This window comes from Microvirga sp. RSM25 (genome assembly GCF_044784385.1).
Classification (GTDB): domain Bacteria; phylum Pseudomonadota; class Alphaproteobacteria; order Rhizobiales; family Beijerinckiaceae; genus Microvirga; species Microvirga tunisiensis.
Genome location: NZ_CP173039.1, coordinates 3330892 through 3354499 on the forward strand (window position 1 = coordinate 3330892; position 23608 = coordinate 3354499).

General features: G+C 60.7%; 27 protein-coding genes, 1 tRNA gene and 2 pseudogenes. 19 read left to right on the forward strand and 11 right to left on the reverse strand.

The window, feature by feature from the left end:
* Window positions 1-29 precede the first annotated feature (29 nt).
* The 4 genes from ACD578_RS15865 (at window position 30) to ACD578_RS15880 (ending at window position 1787) form a co-directional block, all read left to right on the forward strand.
* The gene (locus ACD578_RS15865) at window positions 30-482 is read left to right on the forward strand and encodes a hypothetical protein (protein ID WP_404286452.1); all 453 of its coding nucleotides are present in this window, start codon (window positions 30-32) and stop codon (window positions 480-482) included.
* 208 nt (window positions 483-690) lie between these two features.
* Window positions 691-885: a hypothetical protein gene (locus ACD578_RS15870; protein ID WP_404286454.1), complete on the forward strand. Its 195-nt coding sequence runs from the start codon at window positions 691-693 to the stop codon at window positions 883-885.
* Window positions 882-1184, forward strand: a complete 303-nt coding sequence (locus ACD578_RS15875; RefSeq protein WP_404286456.1) for a hypothetical protein — start codon at window positions 882-884, stop codon at window positions 1182-1184. The genes ACD578_RS15870 and ACD578_RS15875 overlap by 4 nt, the downstream gene beginning before the upstream one ends.
* A 141-nt stretch (window positions 1185-1325) precedes the next feature.
* On the forward strand, window positions 1326-1787 hold the full coding sequence (locus ACD578_RS15880; protein ID WP_404286458.1) for a hypothetical protein: 462 nt from the start codon (window positions 1326-1328) through the stop codon (window positions 1785-1787).
* 600 nt (window positions 1788-2387) lie between these two features.
* Here the strand turns inward: ACD578_RS15880 and ACD578_RS15885 are convergent.
* The 4 genes from ACD578_RS15885 to ACD578_RS15900 form a co-directional block, all read right to left on the reverse strand.
* Window positions 2388-2585, reverse strand: a complete 198-nt coding sequence (locus ACD578_RS15885; RefSeq protein ID WP_404286460.1) for a hypothetical protein — start codon at window positions 2583-2585, stop codon at window positions 2388-2390.
* Window positions 2586-3949: 1364 nt separating this feature from the next.
* Window positions 3950-4222, reverse strand: coding sequence for a hypothetical protein (locus tag ACD578_RS15890; RefSeq protein WP_404286462.1), 273 nt, complete (start codon window positions 4220-4222; stop codon window positions 3950-3952).
* Between the two features lie 34 nt (window positions 4223-4256).
* A complete protein-coding gene (locus ACD578_RS15895) occupies window positions 4257-4667 on the reverse strand; it encodes a hypothetical protein (RefSeq protein WP_404286464.1) in 411 nt (136 codons plus the stop codon).
* A gap of 267 nt (window positions 4668-4934) precedes the next feature.
* A complete protein-coding gene (locus tag ACD578_RS15900; protein ID WP_404286466.1) occupies window positions 4935-5180 on the reverse strand; it encodes a helix-turn-helix transcriptional regulator in 246 nt (81 codons plus the stop codon).
* An 81-nt stretch (window positions 5181-5261) separates the two neighbouring features.
* Between ACD578_RS15900 and ACD578_RS15905 the strand changes: the two genes are divergently transcribed.
* The 5 genes from ACD578_RS15905 to ACD578_RS15925 all read left to right on the forward strand — a co-directional run bounded on the left by ACD578_RS15905 (window position 5262) and on the right by ACD578_RS15925 (window position 8718).
* Window positions 5262-5579, forward strand: a complete 318-nt coding sequence (locus tag ACD578_RS15905; RefSeq protein WP_404286468.1) for a hypothetical protein — start codon at window positions 5262-5264, stop codon at window positions 5577-5579.
* A gap of 54 nt (window positions 5580-5633) precedes the next feature.
* On the forward strand, window positions 5634-5885 hold the full coding sequence (locus tag ACD578_RS15910) for a hypothetical protein (RefSeq protein ID WP_404286470.1): 252 nt from the start codon (window positions 5634-5636) through the stop codon (window positions 5883-5885).
* Between the two features lie 39 nt (window positions 5886-5924).
* Entirely contained in the window at window positions 5925-6695 is a 771-nt protein-coding gene (locus ACD578_RS15915) for a hypothetical protein (RefSeq protein WP_404286472.1), read from the forward strand.
* A gap of 148 nt (window positions 6696-6843) precedes the next feature.
* Window positions 6844-8133 carry a hypothetical protein gene (locus ACD578_RS15920; protein WP_404286474.1) on the forward strand — a complete coding sequence of 430 codons (1290 nt, stop codon included), beginning with the start codon at window positions 6844-6846 and terminating at the stop codon, window positions 8131-8133.
* Window positions 8134-8331: 198 nt separating this feature from the next.
* Window positions 8332-8718 (forward strand): hypothetical protein, encoded by a 387-nt coding sequence (locus ACD578_RS15925; protein ID WP_404286476.1) that lies wholly within the window; start codon window positions 8332-8334, stop codon window positions 8716-8718.
* 330 nt (window positions 8719-9048) lie between these two features.
* Here the strand turns inward: ACD578_RS15925 and ACD578_RS15930 are convergent.
* The 3 genes and pseudogenes from ACD578_RS15930 to ACD578_RS15940 form a co-directional block, all read right to left on the reverse strand.
* Window positions 9049-9125, reverse strand: a tRNA-Arg gene (locus tag ACD578_RS15930).
* A gap of 208 nt (window positions 9126-9333) precedes the next feature.
* Window positions 9334-10778: pseudogene (locus tag ACD578_RS15935) on the reverse strand (sensor histidine kinase).
* A 292-nt stretch (window positions 10779-11070) separates the two neighbouring features.
* Window positions 11071-11868, reverse strand: coding sequence for a TVP38/TMEM64 family protein (locus ACD578_RS15940; RefSeq protein WP_404286478.1), 798 nt, complete (start codon window positions 11866-11868; stop codon window positions 11071-11073).
* Between the two features lie 267 nt (window positions 11869-12135).
* On the opposite strand from ACD578_RS15940, the gene rpmH reads away from it, so the two are divergent.
* From rpmH to yidC, 3 genes are read left to right on the forward strand one after another with little or no spacing between them, the layout of a single operon-like run.
* Entirely contained in the window at window positions 12136-12270 is a 135-nt protein-coding gene (rpmH, locus tag ACD578_RS15945; RefSeq protein ID WP_027314822.1) for a 50S ribosomal protein L34, read from the forward strand.
* Between the two features lie 18 nt (window positions 12271-12288).
* A complete protein-coding gene (gene rnpA, locus ACD578_RS15950; protein ID WP_404286480.1) occupies window positions 12289-12723 on the forward strand; it encodes a ribonuclease P protein component in 435 nt (144 codons plus the stop codon).
* Window positions 12716-14575, forward strand: a complete 1860-nt coding sequence (yidC, locus tag ACD578_RS15955; protein ID WP_404286482.1) for a membrane protein insertase YidC — start codon at window positions 12716-12718, stop codon at window positions 14573-14575. The genes rnpA and yidC overlap by 8 nt, the downstream gene beginning before the upstream one ends.
* Window positions 14576-14635: 60 nt before the next feature.
* Here yidC and ACD578_RS15960 read toward each other — a convergent pair whose 3' ends face one another.
* Complete coding sequence (locus ACD578_RS15960) at window positions 14636-15232, reverse strand: NUDIX domain-containing protein (protein WP_404286484.1); 597 nt, start codon at window positions 15230-15232, stop codon at window positions 14636-14638.
* Window positions 15233-15435: 203 nt separating this feature from the next.
* On the opposite strand from ACD578_RS15960, the gene ACD578_RS15965 reads away from it, so the two are divergent.
* The 5 genes and pseudogenes from ACD578_RS15965 to ACD578_RS15985 all read left to right on the forward strand — a co-directional run bounded on the left by ACD578_RS15965 (window position 15436) and on the right by ACD578_RS15985 (window position 19879).
* On the forward strand, window positions 15436-16998 hold the full coding sequence (locus ACD578_RS15965) for a CHAD domain-containing protein (RefSeq protein WP_404286486.1): 1563 nt from the start codon (window positions 15436-15438) through the stop codon (window positions 16996-16998).
* A 63-nt stretch (window positions 16999-17061) separates the two neighbouring features.
* Window positions 17062-17718, forward strand: coding sequence for a ribosome biogenesis GTP-binding protein YihA/YsxC (gene yihA, locus ACD578_RS15970; RefSeq protein WP_404286488.1), 657 nt, complete (start codon window positions 17062-17064; stop codon window positions 17716-17718).
* A pseudogene (locus tag ACD578_RS15975) lies at window positions 17715-18082 on the forward strand (DUF423 domain-containing protein). Before yihA ends, ACD578_RS15975 begins: the two are co-directional and overlap by 4 nt.
* Window positions 18083-18158: 76 nt before the next feature.
* A complete protein-coding gene (gene argB, locus ACD578_RS15980) occupies window positions 18159-19064 on the forward strand; it encodes an acetylglutamate kinase (RefSeq protein ID WP_152713556.1) in 906 nt (301 codons plus the stop codon).
* Window positions 19065-19147: 83 nt separating this feature from the next.
* Window positions 19148-19879: a pyrimidine 5'-nucleotidase gene (locus ACD578_RS15985; protein ID WP_404286490.1), complete on the forward strand. Its 732-nt coding sequence runs from the start codon at window positions 19148-19150 to the stop codon at window positions 19877-19879.
* Here the strand turns inward: ACD578_RS15985 and ACD578_RS15990 are convergent.
* The 3 genes from ACD578_RS15990 to ACD578_RS16000 form a co-directional block, all read right to left on the reverse strand.
* Window positions 19858-20037, reverse strand: coding sequence for a hypothetical protein (locus ACD578_RS15990; RefSeq protein ID WP_404286492.1), 180 nt, complete (start codon window positions 20035-20037; stop codon window positions 19858-19860). The two genes, ACD578_RS15985 and ACD578_RS15990, sit on opposite strands and share 22 nt — an antisense overlap.
* Window positions 20038-20271: 234 nt before the next feature.
* A complete protein-coding gene (locus ACD578_RS15995; protein WP_152713562.1) occupies window positions 20272-20775 on the reverse strand; it encodes a ferritin-like domain-containing protein in 504 nt (167 codons plus the stop codon).
* 109 nt (window positions 20776-20884) lie between these two features.
* Window positions 20885-22072, reverse strand: a complete 1188-nt coding sequence (locus ACD578_RS16000) for a DNA recombination protein RmuC (RefSeq protein WP_404286494.1) — start codon at window positions 22070-22072, stop codon at window positions 20885-20887.
* 87 nt (window positions 22073-22159) lie between these two features.
* On the opposite strand from ACD578_RS16000, the gene def reads away from it, so the two are divergent.
* Entirely contained in the window at window positions 22160-22678 is a 519-nt protein-coding gene (gene def, locus ACD578_RS16005; RefSeq protein WP_404286496.1) for a peptide deformylase, read from the forward strand.
* A complete protein-coding gene (fmt, locus tag ACD578_RS16010) occupies window positions 22675-23607 on the forward strand; it encodes a methionyl-tRNA formyltransferase (RefSeq protein ID WP_404286498.1) in 933 nt (310 codons plus the stop codon). The genes def and fmt overlap by 4 nt, the downstream gene beginning before the upstream one ends.
* Window position 23608 lies beyond the last annotated feature (1 nt).

Consider the following 23608-nt stretch of genomic DNA (forward strand, 5'->3'; position numbering starts at 1 on the left):
CAGCCAGAAAGTTACGGGCCCAGACTGACATGACCGAAGATACATTATTACAACGCGAAGGAAGAGGTAAGAAGGGAGGGCCGGGGAAGCCCTTTGAACCTGGCAACTCCGGCCGCCCTCAGGGATCCCGCAACAAGACGACACTTGCTCTAGAAGCACTGCTCGACGGCGAGGCCGAGGAGATTACCCGCAAAGTGATAGAACTCGCTAAGGACGGAGAGTCGATGGCCCTGAAGATGGCGATGGACAGGATCCTGCCGCCTCGACGTGACCGGCCGGTGAACTTCGCCCTCCCGAAACTGGAAACGCCTGCTGACGCGATCAGAGCCGCCGCGGCTATCGCTGCAGCTGTGGCCGCTGGTGAGTTGACCCCTATGGAGGCCGGCGAGATGGCGAAACTGGTTGAGAGCTTCACCCGGGCCTTTGAGGTTCACGACATCGACAAGCGCCTATCTCAGCTCGAAGCGGAAAGGGGATCCTGATGGCTCGCGCAATGCTGCTGCGCCTGTCTCGCCTTGAGACGAAGCGAAAGGGTCCCAGATTCCGGCACTGCCACATCATCCACGGTGAGACGAAGGAAGAGACCCAGGCAAAGCACGCTGCCATGCTCGCAGCCGGCGAGGCCTCTGAGGGCGACGCCTTCATTCACCTGGTCTTTGTTGACCCTCCGCCAACCCCAGGAGCTTACAGATGAGTCGAGACCTTAGACGCCGCATCACCCGGCTAGAGCAGTCCGATAGTCAGGGGGCTATCCGGTTCGACGTGAGCGACTGCCCTCTTGAGGAGGATGTATCGAATGAGAGCGATCTGCGCAGGGGCGCGCCTCTTTCCCCGATCCTGACCGAAGACGAGTGGTATGCCCTCTATGCAGGAGATGAAGCATGAGACAGTCAACCATTGCCCGGCTCCAGAAGATCGAGAAGCGCCGCAACCTGAATGGGCCGCTTCAGTACATGAGCGACGATGATCTATTGGCCGTGCTGCAACAGAGTATCCGCGAGAGCGGAGGAGCTGAGGCCTCCGCTACAGAGGCGAGAGCGGACCGGGACGAAGCCACAGCACTGATCATCGAGATGTCTGAGGGGTGCCGGAGCGGCGCCGATCTGATGGCGAGGCTTGATCAGCTTAACCAAGGAAAATCCCTGGCCGTGAGCCCTGGATCAAAAGCTGTAACCATGGACTGAATATAGACCGGCTCCCGTCGTTTCGGGCAAGAGCCGGTTGACGGGTAAGGCAGAACACCGTTCCGTTACGCACCCTCCCTTTGGCAACCTCGACACAAGCTTAAGAGGTGATAAGGATCCACTGCTCTATGGGAGGGGCTGATGAGTAAGGCGATTGGGGCTATCGGGGTTTGTTTGATGATGGCCGGGTGTGTATCCGCTAGTGATACCCGGCAAGCCGAGATTGATGCATCTATCCAACAGGGGCGCGATGCCTGTGTAGGTGCATACAGATCGAAGCAGATAAAGACCTATGCGGGCTATATGCAGTGCCTGAACACAGCAGAAGCGCCTCTCGCGGCGCGGGCCTCAGGGTCTGGGCTAGGCGACCTCTGGAATGTCAAAATGGCTGGCCGAGTAGCCATCGCCGAACGTGTTGACAAAGGCCAGATAAGCCCTGCTCAAGCGGATTTGGAGATGGCTCAGTTGAACTCTAACCTCATGAGCACAGGCCAAAGCCGCGTGAACGCTGCTGCTGCGGTGAGCGCCCAGCAGCAGGCAGCAGCAGCGGCTTACAAACCCGTTACATGCAACAGATTTGGATATTCTGTTACGTGTTTCTAGGAAGTTGTTAGCTCATCCTCCCGGGACCATATCGGGAGGATGTCCCACATGCCTAAACCGTTGTTCTTGCCCGGTTCTTTATAGGAGATGTCGGAGCAACATGGCTTCATTCGATGCTCTACTGGAAAAATGGGCCATCCAAAGGCCCAGAATGGGCTTCCGCTGTGCGCGTAAACGCAGCCCGATTGACCTAACCTCCTGGCGAAAATACGCGAGGAATACGCCAGCACCCAGCTCCGTCAGTACGTAAGGCAGTAAGCAACACCACAAAGGCCTTATAGTTCAACGATTTAAGCGTCAGATCTACCTATTAGGTCGCCGCGTAATGTAGTTGCCGGTTACGTGGGTTACTTGAGCGCGTAACCGCTAAGTGCTTGTTCTCCTTAGAGTAACTCAGGTTACGCCGGTTACCCATTAAAAGCAGAGTGCGGAGGTTATGCGTCTATCACTCATTTGCCCTACCACACCCTATATATGGTTGATCCCGAGCCCTATGGCACATGGGAATTCTCAGGCTTCAAATCAAAGCCCTGCCAGATCATCGCCGGCGGAGCTTTTCTTGGATCAGCTCAGATCTGCTTTAGATGCCGTTCGCCATGCCTATTTCTTCCTACGGGCATCAACGACGATATCCAGCATCTGCTTCACTAGCTGTTCGTGCTCAGCCCGTTTTGCATCGAGTGCAGCCTGAAGGCGATCGAGTTCCCGGTCACATTCTTGAAGCAGTTCTATAAACTCTGGCTTCACCAGGGCCCTGATGTCGTCTTCGATCCCTTTGAGATAGTCTTCTGCTTTCATTGATACTGATCCTTCAGCCGTGACGGGGGGCCATAGCGCTCCTTATCTATCCCGATCGGTTCCAAGGAACAGGCCTCGCGTGCGTGCATGTGTCTGGAGGGTTCTGAAAACAGATAGGTTTTGATCGCTTAGCCTACTGCCGAAGCCTTGGGCCGATCACGTTTGAGATTTCGGCGGCAGGGTTATCGGGGTGCCGGGTTGGATATCGAGTTCAAAGGCGCCGAAGACGTGCATGAGGGGTCCCCTATCCGTCGGAGGCTGGATTTATAGGGCGCAACCGCTTCCGTGCTGAGACCTGCGAGGTGATCCCGACGTCGGGGAACTGGTGACCTCGCGAACGCTTCCTTTGAGACAGCTTTCATGGAGCGTGAAATGGTTGGCAGCCCAGATCCACGGGATCCTAAACCAGACGATCCTATATTGCCGGAGTCGACTCCCTTACCTGAGCTCCCAGAGCTTGATCCTGTTCCAGAAGACGGAACCCCATCTGATCATGGGGAGCCTGAGCCCGAGGACGTGCCCTTCGTGCCGCCTCCAGGAACTCAGTGAGGGGTTTACCTGCTATGTCCGACATTCCGTACCCTGATACGCCGCAGCCGGACATTCCTGTTCTTCCAGAGCCTGACATGCCGACACCAGTCCCCGAGGTCGAGCCTGATCCCAGCGAGGAGCCTGACCTGCCGCGGGAGCCGTCTGAGCTGCCGGGAGACGACGTTCCGAAGGTCGGCTAGCGCAACCTCATCCCCGCCCACGTCAGCGGTAGGCGGGGTGAGGTGGAGTGACCTTGATGGGATTGCCTTACCGCTGGGCCACAGTCAGATGCGGGGACCACAAAGGCCGGAGAAGAGGCTCCGCGACAACTCCGCCGATGATAGCGAACGAGGCCAGGACAAGCCCGATCCTACCGTAAAGTGCAACTCTATCCTTGTGAGGCATAAGGCTCTCCGAGAGGTACACATCAGAGAGAACGTAGCTGGGTGCGAGCTGGTTTCCAATACGGCGAAGGCCTCGGGGGAGTAGTCCGAGGCCTTGCCCGTGGGAGAGCGACGGGCAGCATCAGGAGTCCAAGCGCCGTGCTCAATCATCACAGACCTTGATCGTGCGCCTGTTGCCTAGCAGGGTCAACCTGTCCGCTTCAGTGGAAGGCAGGGTGTGGTATGCTCTGGCAGCCGGAACCTTCGGCGTGAGAGGATCCTGAAGCCTTGAGGGCTATGCTATGGCACACCGCGAACAGCACAGTAACCGGGAAGCGAAAAAGCCAAAGAAGGGAAAGCCCAAAGGGGGCACGGGAGCCCAGCCCAACAGGTGGGCCGTCAGCGCCGCGCTAGAGGAAAAAGACGACTCGAAGCACTAGGTGCGGATCATCAGCCAGCCCAAGTGGCCTGTGCAACAGCCAGCGCATTGACGGCGACACGGCCCGCAAGAACAGCAAGCTGTGCACCCTCCGGCGTGGGGGTGAAGGATTGAAGGGCATTGATGCCGTCCACGCCTCCTAAAGCAACCAGGATGAGCGGTGTGGCTGGCTTCCCGGCCTCTTGGGCAATTGAGACGGCCAAACCTCCTACGCTCCCAAGGGACTGCTTTTCCTCGAGGTTGTGAATGTCCGTGCCGGGTGGGAAACGCAGGGTGTTGGTCATTGCTGGCGCTCTTGTCTGTCCGATCGATGGGCCGTCACTGCCCGTAAGTCTTCATGAATTCTGCCGTGAGAGTTCGCTCCATCTCCCAGGTTAGAGGGATGAGGTTGGCCCTGTTCCACGCCCTCTGCCCCTGTTGAACGAAGCGCTTCCGTTTGCGCTTGATCTCGTTTGGGAGATGAGCAGCTAAGGGCGCGAAGCTTCGACGGAGTTGTACCTCCGTCCTCCTCCTGGACGGCATGGCCGCCTCCGCAGCTTCAGCCGCGGCTATGTCGTATGGTGTCGGATCCGGATGGCGTGAATATGCATCTTCCTCGATCTGACGGAAGGCGTTGTGCTGTGCTGTGTAGTGCTCTCGTAATCCGGGAGCATGTTCAAGAATGTAAGCCTCAAGAGCTTCATCCCGGTCCACTTGCTCACGTCTGGCCGAGTGGTTCTGGCTTGGCATATACCGAGGCTCCTCAAATCTTGTCGCGGCCAACATCCTGGATTTCAGCGTTCCCAAGCCACCTCTGGGCTTCCTCTAGGCTGCTGAACGTCTGCTCTGTCTCGGTGAGGGGAGCGGGCCTTCTCCTCGGATGCACATCCACCAAGAGCTCGGCTGTCCAAGTAGCTCTATCGGTTTGGCCACTACGAACCAAGCTGGCGATGATCACTCCGTCAAGCAGGACATCATAGCTGCCAGGTGCAAGCCGGGAGAGTGTGTACGGCATCTCTATGCGTCAGCCTTTCGGTCTTTGAATCTCAGTCCAGCACCCCCACCGTTTTCAGGGATAAACTGGATGCCCGCCTCTTCAAAGGCTCGGCGGATATCGGTCAGTGTGCGATCATAAGGCACTCTTCGGCCAGCTTCGAAATCGGCGAGCGTTTTTTTCGACACGGCGGAGCGCTCGGCCATTTGATCCTGTGTCCAATCGAGCAGCGCCCTCGCCGCTCGGCATTGGTCCCGCGTGATTGCCATTTTTGCGCAACCTTACTCTTTTAGTGTTGACTTCAAAGGAAGATTACACTAAAAAAGCAATGTAACGCAATAGAGGCAACCATGGCCACGCACCGCAAGATCGATTGGACCGCCGCAATGCGCGACATGCGCGCTGATCGTGCCGAGCCGGTTGTTGGTTATCTTGCCGCTCGCTCTCTCGAGATTGCTCGCCTCGATCGCTTGGCACGGGAAGCCGCTTCCGCTCCTCTCGCGGTAGCTGGCTCCTATGACCGGTCAGCCATCATGACAGCTGCCATTGCTCAAGCCCGCGCTCAGCGCGCCAAGGGTTCTAAGGCAGCCTGGTCGCAGCTCGTCGGCTCCGCTCTCAAGTCCATCTGGCGCCACGCCAAGGCTCAGCGCGCCTTCGCGGCTCACTGACGCGGCAGGTCACCTTTCACAATCCCGATCGCTTCAAAATTTCAGGAGAAACTCATGCCCGCCAACCATCTTCGTCTCGTCACCGTTGCCGGCCATCAGGTCGCTCCCGCTCCCCGGCGCAACCGCACTCGCGACCAAACTCTCAGGCAGGACCGGGAAATCATGCTCTGCATCATTAAAGAGCACCTGGGTCATCTCACGCATTCAGTAGACCGCATTAAGGCACTGGCCGTCGAGTTGGAAATCAGCCTCGGCATCGCAATGCCCGAATTCGAGCCGCTTCCCCGTCCCGACCTTTCCGCCTGACACCTTCGTTTCGTTACGCCTCATCCCCAGGAGCATGAAATGCGTCATACTGCTTCACTGTCCCGCCGCTCCATCCTTAGTGGTTCTCTCGCAGCCCTTGTAGCGTCCCCTGCACTGGCGAGCGGCGCCCGTTTAACAAGTGACGATAACGCCCTTCTGGCCCTTGGTCGGGAATGGTGGGCGGCATGGGGGCGCGTCGCCGAATTGGATGGAAGGGTAGAGGAGGCGGAAAGCCACTTCTGGAGCATCCACCCTCAAATGCCGCAAGAGCTGACCGTGCAGCCTCACGATTTCGCACTTGATATGCCCAGAGGGGAAAACCACTGGCGCCAGAGTGCTGACGCTTCCCAGCAGATCTATAATCAGGCGGCCATTGCACGGCTCCGCGCAAAAGCCTGCACGAGACAAGATTGGAGCAGAGTGGTTGGGGATTCCGAGACAGGCGTCCTTCCGGGTCAGAAACCTTTCCCTGAGGCACAGGCACGTGCTGATGAAATCGTGTCGGCCTGGGACGCCTATCAGGCAAGCATCGCAGACGCTCGGGAACGGAGCGGGCTCACCGCTGCCGAGCAGGCATTGACGGAAAACAACGGCAGCCTTCACAACCTCGAGGAGCGGATTGCCACCACACGGGCTACGACGCGAGAAGGGAAATTGCTCAAGGCTCGAATGGCGGCCGCGGCCTCATTCGCAGACGGCGGCCTGCAAGGTGAGTTGGAGCAGTGTCTAGAGGATCGCTATTCAGCTGGCCTTCCTCTCGGCCTCTCGCTCATTCTCGACATCCTGCATGAGAACGGGGGCGATGCATGATCCGCGCAACATGTGAATGGTTCTGTCGCTCTCCTGCGGCGCGCCAGGCCATAATCAATGGGTCTTGACGCCTGAGAGGCCACGCTGATACCCATAATGTAGTCCATGGCTAAGCCATGCTTTCCCCACCGATTATTCGGAGAAACGCATGGCTCTGCAGTCGCCTTACCTATCATCACGCGACATCGTTCTCATCGACGATGGTTTTATGACTCTCCGTGATGCTGCCTTATTCGGCCAGGATTACATTTTCGTCCACAAGCTTGAAACCCGTCGTCAGCGCTTCCCACGACAACTGCGCATGGCTGAATTGCCGCAATGGTTCAAGCCTAGGCGGATTCTGATCCCTCACGCAACGAAGGTTAGCCGCCTTGACTCAGGCGACGGCTCAACATGGGACGGCGAGTTTCTGCCCATCTATGTTGCCCCTGAGCAGGCCCTCCTTGAGGCTCGGCGAATCCTTGTTTCAGCACCAGCAATTGAAGAGCTGGACTCACGACTAGGCGTACATTTCTCGGACGAAGTCCCCTCAGATGGAGACCAGGCATTCAAGGTCGGCCAGTCACGCTATCATATCCTACAGGATTTCTACATTGCCTGCGCCGACACGACATCCGATCCGATTTCGACCCTACAGGAGCTGGTGGCGAAGACGGAGGGCTATCGCGTTCAACGGACGTGGGACACTAATAGGCCTATAAGAGATCAAGAAAGCTTGGAGCTTCCTCTTTCGGCCGAGATCGATCGCGAGCGCTTTTTCAAAGAGCTATTGGCGCGACGTTTGGAAGAGCACTTCTTCTGGAACTGGAAGCTTCACGCAATTGTGGCCAATCGACGTGATGTAAGCGATTTGGAAGGATACCCTCATCTGTTTCCTGGTCGGAACTGGGAAGTCGAGCTCTCGAACCCATTTGCGGTGCAAATGCTCTATCGTATCCGTGCGCGGCAGAATGGGGGATTTCCTGCCGATCAGGTCAGTCCATGGGTTGGGACAGGTCGATACTCACACGGAATTCTTCCGCAGCACTGGCGCGGTTCTCTAGCTGGGTTGAAAGGCTCGGTCGAAATAATGGGAGATTTAGATCATCGATTACAGAAGGGCCGGCGCACAAAAAGGGCAGCACTCTCTAACCCATTTTGGAGTTTCCCGGATGGATCGGCTTCAGATCGAAAGACTTTGCATTCCGAACATATTGCCCTGACTGATCACGCAATCTTATTCCTCGATAGACTTCATCCCGATTGCGAGGATGTGGATTTGCCATTGCGGCTGATGGAATGGCTCACGGTACCCGATGAGGCCGCCGAAGCTACCATGGCAAGGTACTTGCGCACTTGGTTCGGTAAACTGTTCCGACACAATCAATCACAGCACGAAGCTGCTCACTGCGTAGATTCGGATCGGATAGGTGGAAACCCGGCTGGCTCAACGAACTGATCGCGAGATTCCCTTGGGGGAGATCCAGTTGGCCACATCCCGAGCCTCCTTCCAAAACCAAGAGTAAGGGCCGTCATAGTGGTTCCATGAAAGAGCTGCCCGGCGAGGAGCACCTTAAGAAAGTGTGCCGCACACGGGCAGCCTCGACTCTCGATTAAGACTTGTTAATAGTTCCTCCGCTCATCTGGAGGGGCATACATGAAAATCGTTGGACTATTGCTCGGGGCGGCTACGCTGCTTGCCTCATCATCGGCGTTCGCCGCCTGCCCGTATGACTACAATTGCCTGAACAATCCCTATGGTGCCGGTAGCCCGTATGCTCCGAATGGGATCAATAATCCCTATAGCAATCGGGGAAGCCCCTATAGCAACAACAGCGCCAACAACCCCTATGCGACTAATGCCCCACGGATCTACGACCAGAGCGGCAACTACAGGGGCCGGCTGAGTTCCAACCCCTATGATCCGGACTCAACAAGCAATCCGTACGGCCGCTACGGCAGCCAGTACTCACCCGACAGCATCAGAAATCCTTACGGGGCAGGCAACCCATACGGTGGCAACAGCTTCTTCGTGGAAGACTAGGTTCCAATGTCACGCATGTGCAGGAGTTTTACAGGCAGGTCGTAAAACTCCTTAGAGCGGCAGCGCCGGCTCTATCGTCCCATCGAGCGGCCGCACGGCTGCAAGGAGGTGGGTGTCATACCCACTCCTTTTAGGCCTCGGGGGATCGGCAGCATGTAGCGTGCCGGTCCTGATACCCCCTCCTCTGCTTGGCGAGGACCAGTGAGGAAGGATGACTTATCCGAGATCGTGAGCGGAGAGTTATTCGAGGCTCTGCTTACCATATGCTTACCAGGAGCTATGTCCGGTAAGCGGCATTCGAACCTACAGCACCTAAGTGCTTGAAAATAATGGCGCGCCCGAAAGGATTCGAACCTCTGACCCCCAGATTCGTAGTCTGGTGCTCTATCCAGCTGAGCTACGGGCGCTTGGTCGGCAGGTCGTTGCGGGAAGCAACGTTGGCCGAGGCCGGTGACATAGAGGGATCTGATCCGGTTGGCAAGCCTCTTCGTGCAGAAGATGTGCGGAAAGCCTGAGTTTGCCCGTCGCATCGGACTCAAAAGTGGCTTCCGCTTTCGGGATCCATCCGGTGCTCATTCCTCTTCTGGCGTATCGTAGGGCCCGGAAAAACCAGGTCTACTTTTCCGACCGCTGCGCCAGCGGGGACAAGCGGTCCGGGATCGTGATCTTGAAGCAGGTCTTGCCATGGCTGTCATCGAGGGTGATCGTCCCGCCATGGAGCTGAACGAGTTCCGCCGCGATCGGCAGGCCCAAGCCCGTCCCCCCTTCTGGGCCGAGCCCTGGAAGGGCGTGAACAGGTTGGCCTTTGTTCGTTCGGGGATGCCGGGGCCATTGTCCTTGATCAGGATGCACACCATGCCGCCCTCCCGTGAGGCGGTCACGTCGATCCGCGGCTGCCCCTCGGGAGATCCGGTCTGGCTCAGGGCTTGGATCGCATTGCGAACCACATTCACCAGAACCCGGGAGAGCTGGTCCGGATCGGCATCGATCATCAGGTCTTCCGGCACCTGAGCCTCGAAGGCGATGCCGACCTCGGGGGCGAGATCCGTCAGATTCGACAATTCCGCGATCAAAGGCGCCAGGGGAACGAGCCGCCTCTGCGGCAGAGGCTCCGTCGCCCGGCCGTAGGCCAGGGTGGTCTCGCAGAACGCGATGGCCCGGTCGAGGGTATTGACGAGCCTTGGGGCGATGCGCTGGACGCTCTCGTCGCTGACCCGGTCGAGACGGTCCGTGAGGAGCTGGGCCGTGGTGAGCATGTTGCGCAGCTCGTGGTTGATCTTGCTGACCGCCAGTCCCAGCTGCGCCAGACGGCGCTTCTGGCGTAGCTCGTCGGCCAGGGTCGTTTCCATGCGGGCCAGGGCCTGTTCGGCGAGGCCGATCTCGTCGACGCGATCGGTCGGCTGGATGACCCGCGAGGCGTCCTCCGGATTGCTGGAGAATTCCGCGATGTTGCCGGTGAGCCGCCGGACTGGGCGCACGATCACCCATTGCAGGGTGAGATAGACGAGGCTCGCCGTGATGATGGAGATGAAGAGGGACAGGAAGAGGATGTTGCGCGAGAACTCGATCATGGCGTGGCGTAGGGGCGCCTGGTCGAGGATCATCTCGACGAATTCCACGCCCATGCCGGCTCCGATGACGCGAATGGGCTTGTCCGCGGGAGTGAACAGGGCGCTGAAGGCATCCTGAACCAGGGTCATCCATTTCGCGTCGCGCAGATCGACCGTCTTGCTCACCTCCGGCGGCACGTCGCCCGTGGCCAGCAGGCTCCTGCGCCCGCCCCCTTTCAGGGCGATGGCCTTGGCGCCGACCCCGTGCAGGAGCCGCAGCTCCAGCTCTTCCGACAGGCTTTCCTCAGGTGCGGCATCGAGGACCATGGCGGCGATCTGCGCGGCCGCCAGACGGTCGTTCAGCCACGTCAGTCGGAAATTGGCGACAGACGGCACATAGATGAGCACCTCCGCGATCATCACGAAGAGCACGGTCAGAAGGAGCAGGCGTGCGGAAAGCCCGAACTGGCTGAAAAAACGCCCTGCGAAAGTGGTCGGCTCGCGGCTCATTCCCGTTTCATTCCAGGCGACGAAGCACGAAAGTTCGTCGCCGCGATCAAGGATTTTGGGCCGACGGTTCGAGAAACTCCATCGCCGCGCCCACCATCGACTGGGATAAAGGTAGGTAGGGATGAATCAACCCCGCAAGCGCATTGTGCGGAACCAGAGGTCCGCGCCAGCAAAAAATGGACCCGATTTTCCGCGAAGAACAATGCGCCAACCAAGGAAGGGAGCATCGGATCGATCTCAAAAGTGCAATCCACTTTTGGGTCCGATGCTCTCGTCCTCTCTGCCTGCCTGATCATTGCCCCTCGTCGGCGACGCGCCTGCGCCAGTGCCTCAGCGCAACCGGAACCAGCGCCAAGATTCCTAAGATAGCTAGAGCGATCATCAACTCGGGCGTCAACAGGCTCCCGGCACTGAAATCGGCGGTGCATTCACTTTGGCCTGTCGCGAGGCAATCCGAGCGAAGTTTCTCCTGTCTGGAAATCACCTCGTCGAGCCCCGATCCGGCAAAAGCGAAGGCAAAAGAGACCGGCAGCATGCCGATCTGGGTCGCCAGCACGAAAGGCCTCATCCGCATGCCGAAGAAGGCGGCGGCGAGATTCGTCAGCCAGAACGGCACCACGGGAATCAGGCGCAGGGAAAGCAGGTAGAGAAAAGCCTGCCTCCGGAAACCCGCCGCAAGGCCCTGGATGCGGGCGCCTGCCCTTTCCAGGAGAGGCCGTCCCAGGGACGTGCGGGCGATCAGGAAGATATTGGCTGCCCCCAGCGTAGCCGCCAAGGAGGCCGCGATCCCGCCGAGAGCCCAGCCGAACAGATAGCCGCCGATGGTGGACAGAAAAGCCGAAACTGGCAGGGACAGGGTCACCGCCGCCACGTAGGTCAGGCAGAAGAGCCCCAGCATCGGCAGGCGATGGACGGCGACGAGGTCCTGAAGCCAGGCTTGATAGCGGAGAAAGGTTTCAAAGCTTAAGGAGCGGTGCAGGCCCGTTGCAAAGATGCCCCCTAAAGCCAGGACAAGCAGCACGAGAGGCAAAGTGCGCCAGAGACGGCCTGCCTCCTTTGGGCTATGAGGCTTTGGCTGCGTATCGATCACGGATCCTCCAGGATTTCGTGCCATATGTAGTGCCTTGAAAGGCAGAGCCGAGGGCCCAGTCACTGTGGTGAAGACGCTGCGCCGATTGCCGCATAAAGGCCAGAGCGGCGTTGACTTTGCCCCTCCATTCCGTCATAAGCCCGCAAGCTGACAGCGCTCTTCTGGGGCGCTGATCGTTTTTTCGAGACAGTTTCGGGGGCAGCCCCACCTTAACCAGACGGGCGCGAGCCATCGAGCACCGCTGCCCCATTCGACCGGAGAAGTGCCGTGAAGAGGACGTATCAACCGAGCAAGCTGGTTCGCAAGCGCCGCCACGGCTTCCGTGCGCGCATGGCGACCAAGGGTGGCCGCAAGGTCATTGCCGCTCGCCGCGCCCATGGCCGCAAGCGCCTGTCGGCGTAAGCAGCCTAGGATCGCCCGATGCGCGAGCCTCGCGCAGAGCTAAGCCTCGGGCGTCTGACGAAAAGACCTGACTTCGTCGCGGCGGCCTCCGGCCGCCGCTTTCATACCGAGCGGATGACGGTTCAGGCTCGGTTGCGCGAGGGCTCGGGCCTCGGCCTGCGCTTTGGCCTCACGGTTACGAAGCGGGTGGGCCACGCCACCGAACGCAACCGGATCAAGCGCCGGCTCCGGGCTGCCATTCCCACGGCGGGCCAGGATTACGCGAATATCGATGCGGACATCGTCGTCATCGGACGACGCGATATCCTCTCCGCCGATTTCGATCTGCTCATCGACGATCTTCGGCGCGCGCTGCGGGCAGTCACCAGGCCGAAAAGCGCGCCCCCCGCAGAGCGTCACCTTCCCTCCTCACCTCCCCCCAACGGCGAGCGTCGCGGACATCCCCATGCGTGAAGACAATAGAAACCTCATCGTCGCCATCGCGCTGTCGCTGGCGATCTTGCTAGGCTGGCAATATTTCTTTGCAGCGCCCCAGGCCGAAAGGCAGCGGCAGGCCGCCCAGCAAGCGCAATCCACGCAGGTCAATCCCACGGCGCCGAACCCGCCCCCGAGCCCGAGCCAAGCCGGCGGGGCCTCGCCGACCGTGCCGGGAACGGTTCCGAGCACGCCGATGGCTCCGGCGGTCGAAACCCGCGAGGCTGCCCTCGCCCGCTCGCCGCGCGTGGCCATCGATACGCCTGCCATCGCCGGCTCGATCAATCTGCGCGGCGGCCGCATCGACGACGTGGCGCTGAAGAACTACCGCGAGACGGTGGACCCCAAGAGCCCGATCATCGTGCTCCTGTCACCCACCGGCACCCAGAACCCGTATTATGCGGAATTCGGCTGGATCGGCGCCCAGGCCGGCAGCCTGCCGAACCAGAATACCGTCTGGACGGCCGACAAGACCTCGCTTACTCCCGGCAGCCCCGTCACCCTGACCTGGCAGAACGAGCAGGGCCTGGTCTTCCGCCGCACGATCGCGGTCGACGACAAGTTCATGTTCACGGTGAAGGATGCGGTCGAGAACCGCGGCTCGGCCCCCGTGACGCTGCAGTCCTACAGCCTCGTGTCCCGTCACGGAAAGCCGGTCACCCTCGGCTATTACGTGCTGCACGAGGGCATGATCGGCGTTCTCGGCGACGAGGGCCTGCAGGAGCTCACCTACGCGAACCTGGACAAGAAGGAGCCGATCTCGGGCGGCAGCACGGTCGGCCAGATCTGGAACTCGGTCACCGGAGGGTTCCTCGGCATCACCGACAAATACTGGGCCGCGGCCGTCATTCCCGACCAGACGCAGCCTTTCCAGGGCTCCTTCACCTCGCAGCAGGGCCAGACGGCGGATCGCACCTATCAGGCGACTGTGGCCGGCGCTTCTCAGACCCTCCAACCCGGCGCCACCATGGAAGTGACGCAGCGCCTGTTTGCCGGCGCCAAGGAAGTCGCGACCGTCGATTCCTATCACGAGACGTACGGCATCAAGAACTTCGATCTCCTGATCGACTGGGGCTGGTTCTACTTCATCACCAAGCCGCTCTTTAAGGTGCTCGACTTCTTCTTCCATCTCTTCGGCAATTTCGGCATCGCGATCCTGCTCGTCACGGTGCTGCTGAAGATCCTGTTCTTCCCGCTCGCCAACAAGTCCTACCGATCCATGGCGAAGATGAAGGCGGTGCAGCCGGAGATGGCCTCGATCCGCGAGCGCTACGGCGACGACAAGATGAAGCAGCAGCAGGCGCTGATGGAGCTCTACCGCAAGGAGAAGATCAATCCCGTCGCCGGCTGCTGGCCGGTGCTGATCCAGATCCCGGTGTTCTTCGCGCTCTACAAGGTGCTCTTCGTCACCATCGAAATGCGCCATGCGCCGTTCTTCGGCTGGATCCGCGACCTCGCGGCGCCGGATCCGACATCGATCTTCAACCTGTTCGGCCTCCTGCCCTACAACCCGGGCGCCGTGCCGGTGATCGGCCACTTCCTGATGCTCGGCGTATGGCCGATCCTCATGGGCATCACCATGTGGCTGCAGATGAAGATGAACCCGGAGCCGCCGGACCCGGTGCAGAAGCAGGTCTTTTCCTGGATGCCGGTGATCTTCACCTTCATGCTCGGCTCGTTCCCGGCCGGCCTCGTGATCTACTGGGCCTGGAACAACCTGCTCTCGGTCACCCAGCAGGCCTTCATCATGAAGCGCAATGGCGTGAAGATCGAACTCTTCGACAACCTGCGCAAGACCTTCAGCCGCAAGACCAGTCCCGCCAAGGGCTGAGCGGCACATGCCAGCAACTGACAAAACCCCGGGCTTGCCCCGGGGTTTTCGTTTGGCCGCTCAAGGATGGGCCGAGGCCCTCATCAACCCTTTGAGCTTCAGGTGTTGCAGCAGCATGATGGTCTTGCCGTCGACGATCTGTCCTTCGTCGATCATGCCGAGAGCTCCTTCGAGCGATACCTCGAGAACTTCGATATCCTCGCCCTCGTGCCTGTCGCCTCCGCCTTGGCCGATGCGGTCATCCGGTGAATAGCGGGCGATGAAGAACATCAGTCTCTCGGTCACGCTGCCGGGGCTCATGAAGACGTGAAAAACGGGCTCGGTATCGCGCAGCCTGTAGCCGAGTTCCTCCTGCGCCTCCCGGCGGATGCAGGTTTCTGGATCGTCCTCGTCGAGAAGCCCCGCACAGGCCTCGATCAGCGGTCCCGGATGGCCGCTCACATAGGCCGGCAGCCGGAACTGCCGGACGAGCAGCACGGTGCCTCGCTCAGGATCGTAGGGCAGAATCACGGCGCCATGGCCGCGGTCATAGGTCTGCCGAACCTGCCGTTCGAGGCTCCCGTCGCGACGCCGATAATCGAAGGTGAATTTCTTGAGGATGGCCCAGTCGTCCGAGAGGACTTCGACCGAGCGAATCAGAATGGGAGCGTCAGTCATGTTCGAGCCTTGGAGGAGACGTCTTTTTCACAGCGTCTCAGCATGCCGGCGCCCTGGCTGAATGCACTCCTTCTATTTTGTAGAAGAGCGATACAATTCTGAAAGCTGCCTTCTGGAAGGACCTGCCCGAGATCTTCCTCATGGCTTTCACCCCGAAGCGCTCTACATGACCGCAGCAGGCGAAACCGGAGCGGCGGCTGGCCATGAACGCCGGATGGCAGAACAAGAATGAGCCCACGGGAGCGCACACCACGGCAAACGAGATCGAGCTGAAACTGGAATTCGCCGCGGACGCAACAGGCCAGCTTCTCCAGCATCCGCTGATGTCGCGGGCCCGGATGCTTCCGGGACAGGGCGGAGCCCTCCACGCCGTCTATTACGATTCGACGGATTTTGCTTTGCACAAGGCGGGGCTGACCCTCCGCGTGCGGAAACAGAACGGACGCAGCACACAGACCATCAAAGCGGAGCGCAAGGCGCGGGGCTTCGCTCTCGACCGCGGCGAATGGGAGGTCCCGGTCAGTGGCGGGCTCGACCTCGCGGCGGCGGCGGGCACGCCGCTCGCCGTGCTTGTCTCGAACGAGGCCATACGAGCCGACATCAAGCCGGTTTTCACGGTAGAGACGGATCGCCAGGCCTTCGAGATCAAGCGCAATGGGGCAACGATCGAGCTCGCCCTGGACGAGGCCAAAGCTTCGACGGATTCCGGCGCCGAGCAATTCTGCGAGGTCGAACTCGAATTGAAGGACGGCGATCCGTCCGCTCTGTTCGCCCTCGCCAACGATCTCGCCGACAGCATCCCGTTTCGCCTCTCTCCCATCACGAAGTCGGAACGCGGTTACAGACTGCTCGGTCAAGCCGACAGCGAGCCTGTAAAAGCCGGCCGGATCGTCGTTCCAACCATCGCCTCATGCGCAGAGGCCTTTCAGATGATTGCGCGCTCCTGCCTGTCTCAGATCATTCGCAACGAGGCGCTTCTGCGCCGGAGCAGCAACCCTGAGTTGCTGCATCAGATGCGCGTGGGCTTCCGGCGGCTCGATGCGGCGATTTCGCTGTTCAAGCCGATGCTGCGGGATCGGGACAGCGATGCCATCAGAACTGAGCTCCGCTGGGCCGGGAAGAAGCTCGCTCCGGCTCGCGATCTCGATGTTCTGATCGCGAGGCTGCGGAAGGCGAACGACACTGACATGAGCCTGCCGGTGCTCGAGGAGGCGGAGCGGCGCCGTGCGGAAGCCATTGAGAGCCTTCTGGAAACCCTGTCCAAACCCCGTTTCATGAGAACGATCCTGAAGGCCGCGACCTGGGTCGAATCCGGCCGATGGCTCGAGCGCCGCAAACCGGCGATCCGGGTAGCGCGCGAGCTGCCGGCTCAGACCCGGGCGGCCCGGGAATTCTCGCGTCGCTGGCAACGGATCCGAAAGGATGCGCGCCGGATGGCCGATCTTGACGGAAAGGCCCGCCACGAGCTTCGCATCCGCATCAAGAAGCTGCGTTATGGCATGGAATTCCTTGCCACACTGTTTCCGGGCGTTCCGGCACGCAAAAACCGCAAGGCGATGCTGGACCGTCTCGAGCGACTGCAGGACGTGCTGGGCAAGCTGAACGATATCGAGGTTGGCCGGACCCTTCTCGATCCGCCATTCCGGAAACCGATTCGGAAAGCCGCCGGCTATACCAAGCGGCGCGTCCGCAAACTCCTGCCCCGGGCCGAAAAGGCCTCCAGGGAGCTCGTAGCGGCGGAACCCTTCTGGCTCTCGATGGCCTGAGCACTGGAAAAGTCTCAGCGAGATGCCTTGAACTCCGGGCATCGAGCGCCGATAAGGACCCTCATGACCGATATAGACCCTGATACCGACCCCTTCCTTGAGATCGGCCGCAAGCTCTTTGCCGGCGAGGCGGATTTCATCTGGGCTGCAAATTCCCTGAAGAACCTGCCGCCTATGAGCAAGGTGGAGATCGCCTTCGCCGGCCGCTCCAACGTCGGCAAGTCGAGCCTCGTGAACGCGCTGACGGGACGCAATACGCTCGCGCGTACCTCGCACACGCCGGGGCGCACCCAGCAGCTCAACTTCTTCAACATCAACGACCGTTTCCACCTGGTTGACATGCCCGGCTACGGCTTTGCCGCCGTTGAAAAGCAAAAGGTGCAGGCCTGGACGCAGCTGATCCACGACTACCTACGTGGCCGGGCGAGCCTTGCACGCGTCTACGTGCTGATCGACGCCCGCCATGGCATCAAGCCGGTGGACGAGACGGTGCTGGAGACCCTCGGCACGGCGGCCGTCTCCTACCAGATCGTCCTAACGAAGGCGGACGAGCTGAAGGCGGGCGAACTCGACAAGCGCATCGCCGACACCCTGCAGAAGATCGAGAAGCGCGCGGCTGCCTTTCCTGAGATCCTCTCCACCTCCAGCCGCTCGGGTCTCGGCATTCCGGAACTACGCGCCGAAGTCGCCCGGCTCCTGAGCGAGCGGGGCGCGGGATGAATCTCGCCGCCCGTGTCCTCCTTGTCCTTGCTTCCCTCTCAGGACTTCTCGGTGTCGGCCTCTCGGCCGCCGCGGCCCACATCACGGGAGGGAACCTCGCTACCGCGGCGCAGTTCCTGCTCTTTCATGCCCCTGCCCTGCTCGCCCTCGTGGCTCTCATGGCAGCCGGAGCCGTGAACCCCATGCTGGCCCAGATCGCCGGCTATGTGCTGGTTCTCGGCCTCATCCTGTTCTGCGGCGATCTCTCTCGTCGGGCCTTCTCGGGAGTGGCGCTCTTCCCCAGGGCCGCGCCGACGGGGGCATCCTCCTGATGCTCGGCTGGCTGCTGGTAGGCTTCTCCGCTCTTCTTCACCTCAGAGCCTGAAGTCTCTGTTTGCAGCGGCCCATCCTTCGGCTAGAAGGCAGGCCGTTTGATCCTGATACCCGCGCCGGAGCCGTTCATGTCCGATCCGTCCACGCCCCTCCCCGACGTTCATGTCCAGGCCGAAGTGCTTGTGCAGGCCCTGCCGCACATGCAGCGCTATGATCAGCAGGTGGTGGTGATCAAGTATGGCGGCCATGCCATGGGCGACCGGGCGGCGGCCGAGGACTTTGCCGAGGACGTGGTTCTGCTCGAGCAATCGGGCATCAAGCCGATCGTCGTCCATGGCGGTGGGCCGCAGATCGGCAAGATGCTCGAAAAGCTCGGCATCAAGTCCGAATTCAAGGGCGGTCTTCGCGTCACGGACGCGGCCACGGTCGAGGTCGTTGAGATGGTGCTCGCCGGCTCCATCAACAAGCAGATCGTCGGCTGGATCGGCGTCGAGGGCGGCAAGGCCGTGGGCCTGTCCGGCAAGGACGGCAACATGGTCACTGCCCGGAAGGTGACCCGTACGGCCATCGACCCCGATTCCAACATCGAGAAGGTGGTGGATCTAGGGTTTGTCGGCGAGCCCGAGCACGTGAACCGCGCGGTTCTGGACCAGGTGCTCCAGGCCGAACTGATCCCGGTCCTCGCCCCGGTCGCGACCGGCCAGGACGGCCAGACCTACAACGTGAACGCCGATACCTTTGCGGGTGCTATCGCAGGCGCGATGACAGCCAAGCGCCTCCTGCTGCTCACGGACGTTCCGGGCGTTCTCGACAAGAACAAGAACCTCATCCCGGAAATGACCATCGAGGATTGCCGCCGCCTGATCGCCGACGGAACCATCACGGACGGCATGATCCCAAAGATCGAGACCTGCATCTATGCCCTGGAGAAGGGTGTGGAGGCAGTGGTCATCCTCGACGGCAAGGTACCGCATGCGGTGCTGCTGGAGTTGTTCACCGACCATGGCGCGGGCACGCTGATCCGGAGGGGTTAAAGCGTCGCCCTTCACGGATCGGCCGAGAACGCCTATATATTTGTCAGTGGGGCCGCACGGCCCCATTGTCGTCTTTGGGATCCATGAACGCGAAGCCATCTGCCGAAAATCACCTGTTGTCCTCCGACTCCCGCCAATTCTCACATGTGGAGACGTGGATCTTCGACTTGGACAATACCCTCTACCCGCACAGCTCCCGGGTCTGGCCGCAGATCGACCAGCGCATCACCCTCTACATCTCAAATCTTTTCGGACTCGATGGCCTGTCCGCCCAGGCGCTGCAGAAGTATTTCTATCACAAATACGGCACGACCCTACGGGCCCTGATCGACGAATACGACATCGATCCGCACGACTTTCTCGATTTCGCCCACGACATCGACCACACGGATATCGAGCTGAACCACGGCCTGGGCGAGGCCATCGAGAAGTTGCCCGGCCGCAAGCTCATCCTCACCAACGGCTCCCGCAAGCATGCGGAGAATGTGGCGAAGAAGATCGGCATTCTCGACCATTTCGAGGACGTGTTCGACATCGCCGCCTCCAACTTCGTGCCCAAGCCCGACCGGCGCGCCTACGAGATCTTCCTCGACAAGCACGGGGTGGAGCCTGCCCGCTCCGCCATGTTCGAGGATATCGCCAAGAACCTGACCGTGCCGCACGAGCTCGGCATGACGACCACGCTCATCGTTCCCAAGACGTTCGACCCGTTCCGGGAAAGCTTCGAGCAGGAGGCGGTCCAGACGCCGGATATCGACTACATTACCAACGATTTAGCGGACTTTTTGCGCGCCTACGCGTTGCCGGCGAAATAAGGCAGGAAACGATAATCTCCCGTCATCACCGGCCTTGTACCGGTGATCTCGGTTGGAAAGGCATGGCGCTTCACGGCATCGGGATGGCCGGGACAAGCCCGGCCATGACGGGAGTGGGTGTCACCGGCCGTGATGCCGACCGTCTCGCTCGCCCTCATCCTGAGGAGGTCTCACAGCGACCGTCTCGAAGGAGAGTCCTGTGCCTGCTGAAATCCTCCTTCGAGACGCAGCCTCACGGCTGCTCCTCAGGATGAGGGCGATGGGGTCCGGAAGCGGGATGGCCGGGACTGATCCCGGATCACGTCCCGGAACGGCCATGACGGGTTAGGGACGGGTCGATATAAAAATGGCCTCCTTGCGGAGGCCATTCTCGTTTCGAGTGCACGAAGGGCTCACGCGGCCTTCGTGTTGATCTTGCTTTCGGCAATCCGGTTGAGCTTCTGGTCCGTGGCCTTCTCCTGATCCAGGATCTGGTGCAGGACGCCGGCGCAATCCTCGCGGCCCAATTGCTTGGCCCAGGCAACGAGGGTGCCGTAGCGGGTGATCTCATAGTGTTCCACGGCCTGAGCGGCAGCCAGAAGCGCCGCGTCGAGAACCTGCGGATCATCGATGTCGCCGGCAATTTCCTGGGCTTCGTCGATGATGCCGTCGATGGCCGGGCAGGTCACGCCCTTCGGATCGTGGCCATGCATGCGGAACACCTGCTCGACCATCTGGATCTGCTGCTGGGTTTCGCCGAGATGGGTCTGGAACGCCTGCTTCAGCTGCGGGTCGCTCGCCTTCTCGATCATCTCCGGCAGCGCCTTCGTGATCTGCTGTTCGGCATAGTAAATGTCTTGCAGGGTATGGATGAAGAGATCATCCAACGACTTGATGTCCTTCGACAAAAGGCCCATAGCGCAATCCTTCCCGAGTTCTGAGAGATGCCAACATGCGAGCGCCATTGTCCGCCTGGCGCATCGTTCAGCCTGGGGAGAACGTTACGGACGAAAGGCGGTTCCCGGTCTATTCGACCGCCCGGAGATTCCGGCCCTGGAGACGCAGCCACTCGGCCCGGGCTTCCGCTTCACCCTCGTCGAATTCGAGGGTTTCGATCTTTTGCCCGCGCTTGACGATCTTGTCGGCCGAGACCCGGATTTGCGAGACATCGTCCTGTGCCTGCCGGAAATGGGTATCGAGCTTCGCCACTCGGGCATCGAGGCGCTCTACATCCTCCAGGAGCTTCTGCACCTCGACCTGGATCACCCTTGCCTCCTCACGGATTCGGGCATCGCGGACCAGCGCCTGCATCACCTGGATGGCGAGCGTCAGAAGCGAGGGCGAGACGATGACGATACGGGCGCGATGAGCCTTCTGGACCACATCGTCGAAATGCTCGGCCAAGTCGGCATAGATCGACTCCGCAGGGACGAACAGCATCGCGATATCCTGAGTCTCGCCCGGGATCAGGTACTTTTCCGCGATGTCCTTCACATGTACGAGCATGTCGTTGCGGACCTTGGTAGCCGCACGGCTGCGGGCCTCATCGCCCTTGGCCTCCCGGAACAGGGTAAAGCCCTCCAGCGGAAACTTGGCATCGATCACGAGCCTACGGTCGTCGCCGGGAAGGCGCACCAGGCAGTCGGGTCTCGTGCGGTTGGACAGGGTCGCCTGGAACTCGAAAGCATTGGCCGGCAGTCCATCGCGGACGATCGCCTCCATCCGTCCCTGCCCATAAGCGCCTCGGGTCTGCTTGTTGGAGAGGATATCCTTCAGCCCTACGATCTCGCCGGTGAGGTTCGTCAGGTTCTGCTGCGCCGCGTCGATCACGGCAAGACGCTCGTTCAGCTTGGACAGGTTTTCCGACTGGTGGCGCGTGGACGCCTCCAGCCCTTGCCCGACCCGGTGCTGCAATCCGTCGATCCGTTCCGAGATCATCCGTACGAAATCGCTCTGGCGGGTGCCGAAGACCTCGGCGATGGTCCGCATTCGCCCGGTCATCTCCGACTGCACGCGGGTGAGTTCCGCCACCTTGTCGTCCATCTCCCGCGCCCGCTCGGCGGCGATGGCAGCCTCCAGGGCTCTCTCCCGGCGGGTGCGCAGGAGAAGAACGGTCACGAGCAGCAGCAGAACGAGGCTCAAACCGGCCATCCCCATGACGACCTGTCCCCAGGTCAGGGATGTCTTGCCGAGGATGAGGACGACGTCGTTCATGGAGCATAAGGTTCCGGTTGACGAACGCATCCGAACATAAGACGAACGATTTGACCATCCTCGTCCAACCGCTTATCTCCCGCGATCATGAGCATCAGACCCCTCGTCATCATCCCCGACACCAAGCTCCGCCTGATTTCCGAGCCCGTTAAGGAAATCACGAGCGAGATCCGCCGGCTGGCGGACGACATGCTGGATACCATGTATGACGCCCCAGGCGTCGGCCTGGCCGCCATCCAGATCGGCGTGCCAATCCGCATGGTGACCATGGACGTGTCGAAATCGGAGGACGAGCATCAGCCGATGGTGCTCATCAATCCCGAGATCGTCTGGGTTTCGGAGGAGAAGCGTGTTTACGAGGAAGGCTGCCTGTCGATCCCCGAATATTACGAGGAGGTCGAGCGGCCTGACCGGGTGCGCTTCCGCTATATGAACCTCCAGGGCGAGATGATCGAGCAGGATGCGGATGGTCTCCTGGCGACCTGCGTGCAGCACGAGATCGACCACCTCGACGGGGTCCTGTTCATCGATCACCTGTCGAAGCTCAAGCGCGACCGGGTGATGACCAAGTTCAAGAAGGCCGCCAAGCGCGAGGCGGGGGCATGAGCCTGCGCGTCGTCTTCATGGGCACGCCCGATTTCGCCGTGCCCACCCTCTCCGAGATCGTTGGCCAAGGCCATGACGTGGTCGCCGTCTATACCCGCCCGCCCGCCGCGGCCGGCCGCGGCATGGAGCTGAAGCCCTCCCCTGTCCACAAGATGGCGGATCGTTTCGGACTTCCCGTGTTGACGCCGAAAACCTTGCGCGCGGAAGAGGCTGCCGAGATCTTCCGCAGTCACAATGCCGACGTGGCGGTGGTGGTGGCCTACGGCATGCTGCTGCCGAAAGCCGTTCTGGAAGCGCCGGAACTGGGCTGCCTCAACCTTCACGCCTCCCTGCTCCCCCGCTGGCGCGGCGCGGCGCCCATCCAGCGCGCGATCATGGCTGGCGACAAGGAGACCGGCGTCGCCGTCATGAAGATGGAAGAGGGCCTGGATACCGGCCCCGTCGCCATGGTCGAGCGGGTGGCGATCACGCCGGACATGAATGCGGGCGAACTGCACGACAGGCTCATGGTTCTCGGTGCCGATCTCATGGTGCGGGCGCTGGCCGCCCTTTCCCGCGGAGGCTTAGGCTTCACGCCTCAGCCCGAGGAAGGCGTGACCTATGCCCACAAGCTCAAGAACGAGGAAGCGCTGATCGACTGGTCGAAACCTGCGCAGGAGGTCCATGATCACATTCGCGGGCTCTCACCCTTTCCAGGCGCCTATTTCACGGCCGATTTCGGCAAGGGCCGGGAGCGTGTGAAAGTTTTGCGGTCAACCCTCGGACAGGGCTCAGGTTCACCCGCGACACTGATCGACAATGATGGTACGATATCTTGTGGCGAAGGGGCGATCCGCCTGATTCAAGTGCAGCGCGCCGGTAAGGGACCCGTGGCTTTCGAGGAGTTCCTGCGCGGCGTGAGGCTTGGTCCGGGCACCAAACTTGCGTGAG

Bases quoted from the DNA above. Each gene is read 5' to 3' on its own strand.
- ACD578_RS15995 (WP_152713562.1), bottom strand. From the start codon at position 20,775: ATGGGCCTTTTGTCGAAGGACATCAAGTCGTTGGATGATCTCTTCATC.
- ACD578_RS15905 (WP_404286468.1), top strand. From the start codon at position 5,262: ATGGCCACGCACCGCAAGATCGATTGGACCGCCGCAATGCGCGACATG.
- ACD578_RS15920 (WP_404286474.1), top strand. From the start codon at position 6,844: ATGGCTCTGCAGTCGCCTTACCTATCATCACGCGACATCGTTCTCATC.
- fmt (WP_404286498.1), top strand. From the start codon at position 22,675: ATGAGCCTGCGCGTCGTCTTCATGGGCACGCCCGATTTCGCCGTGCCC.
- ACD578_RS15985 (WP_404286490.1), top strand. From the start codon at position 19,148: ATGAACGCGAAGCCATCTGCCGAAAATCACCTGTTGTCCTCCGACTCC.
- ACD578_RS15910 (WP_404286470.1), top strand. From the start codon at position 5,634: ATGCCCGCCAACCATCTTCGTCTCGTCACCGTTGCCGGCCATCAGGTC.
- yidC (WP_404286482.1), top strand. From the start codon at position 12,716: ATGCGTGAAGACAATAGAAACCTCATCGTCGCCATCGCGCTGTCGCTG.
- ACD578_RS15915 (WP_404286472.1), top strand. From the start codon at position 5,925: ATGCGTCATACTGCTTCACTGTCCCGCCGCTCCATCCTTAGTGGTTCT.
- ACD578_RS15880 (WP_404286458.1), top strand. From the start codon at position 1,326: ATGAGTAAGGCGATTGGGGCTATCGGGGTTTGTTTGATGATGGCCGGG.
- ACD578_RS15865 (WP_404286452.1), top strand. From the start codon at position 30: ATGACCGAAGATACATTATTACAACGCGAAGGAAGAGGTAAGAAGGGA.
- ACD578_RS15960 (WP_404286484.1), bottom strand. From the start codon at position 15,232: ATGACTGACGCTCCCATTCTGATTCGCTCGGTCGAAGTCCTCTCGGAC.
- def (WP_404286496.1), top strand. From the start codon at position 22,160: ATGAGCATCAGACCCCTCGTCATCATCCCCGACACCAAGCTCCGCCTG.
- ACD578_RS16000 (WP_404286494.1), bottom strand. From the start codon at position 22,072: ATGAACGACGTCGTCCTCATCCTCGGCAAGACATCCCTGACCTGGGGA.
- ACD578_RS15870 (WP_404286454.1), top strand. From the start codon at position 691: ATGAGTCGAGACCTTAGACGCCGCATCACCCGGCTAGAGCAGTCCGAT.
- argB (WP_152713556.1), top strand. From the start codon at position 18,159: ATGTCCGATCCGTCCACGCCCCTCCCCGACGTTCATGTCCAGGCCGAA.
- ACD578_RS15990 (WP_404286492.1), bottom strand. From the start codon at position 20,037: ATGAGGGCGAGCGAGACGGTCGGCATCACGGCCGGTGACACCCACTCC.
- ACD578_RS15965 (WP_404286486.1), top strand. From the start codon at position 15,436: ATGAACGCCGGATGGCAGAACAAGAATGAGCCCACGGGAGCGCACACC.
- ACD578_RS15900 (WP_404286466.1), bottom strand. From the start codon at position 5,180: ATGGCAATCACGCGGGACCAATGCCGAGCGGCGAGGGCGCTGCTCGAT.
- ACD578_RS15890 (WP_404286462.1), bottom strand. From the start codon at position 4,222: ATGACCAACACCCTGCGTTTCCCACCCGGCACGGACATTCACAACCTC.
- ACD578_RS15875 (WP_404286456.1), top strand. From the start codon at position 882: ATGAGACAGTCAACCATTGCCCGGCTCCAGAAGATCGAGAAGCGCCGC.
- ACD578_RS15925 (WP_404286476.1), top strand. From the start codon at position 8,332: ATGAAAATCGTTGGACTATTGCTCGGGGCGGCTACGCTGCTTGCCTCA.
- ACD578_RS15895 (WP_404286464.1), bottom strand. From the start codon at position 4,667: ATGCCAAGCCAGAACCACTCGGCCAGACGTGAGCAAGTGGACCGGGAT.
- yihA (WP_404286488.1), top strand. From the start codon at position 17,062: ATGACCGATATAGACCCTGATACCGACCCCTTCCTTGAGATCGGCCGC.
- rnpA (WP_404286480.1), top strand. From the start codon at position 12,289: ATGCGCGAGCCTCGCGCAGAGCTAAGCCTCGGGCGTCTGACGAAAAGA.
- ACD578_RS15885 (WP_404286460.1), bottom strand. From the start codon at position 2,585: ATGAAAGCAGAAGACTATCTCAAAGGGATCGAAGACGACATCAGGGCC.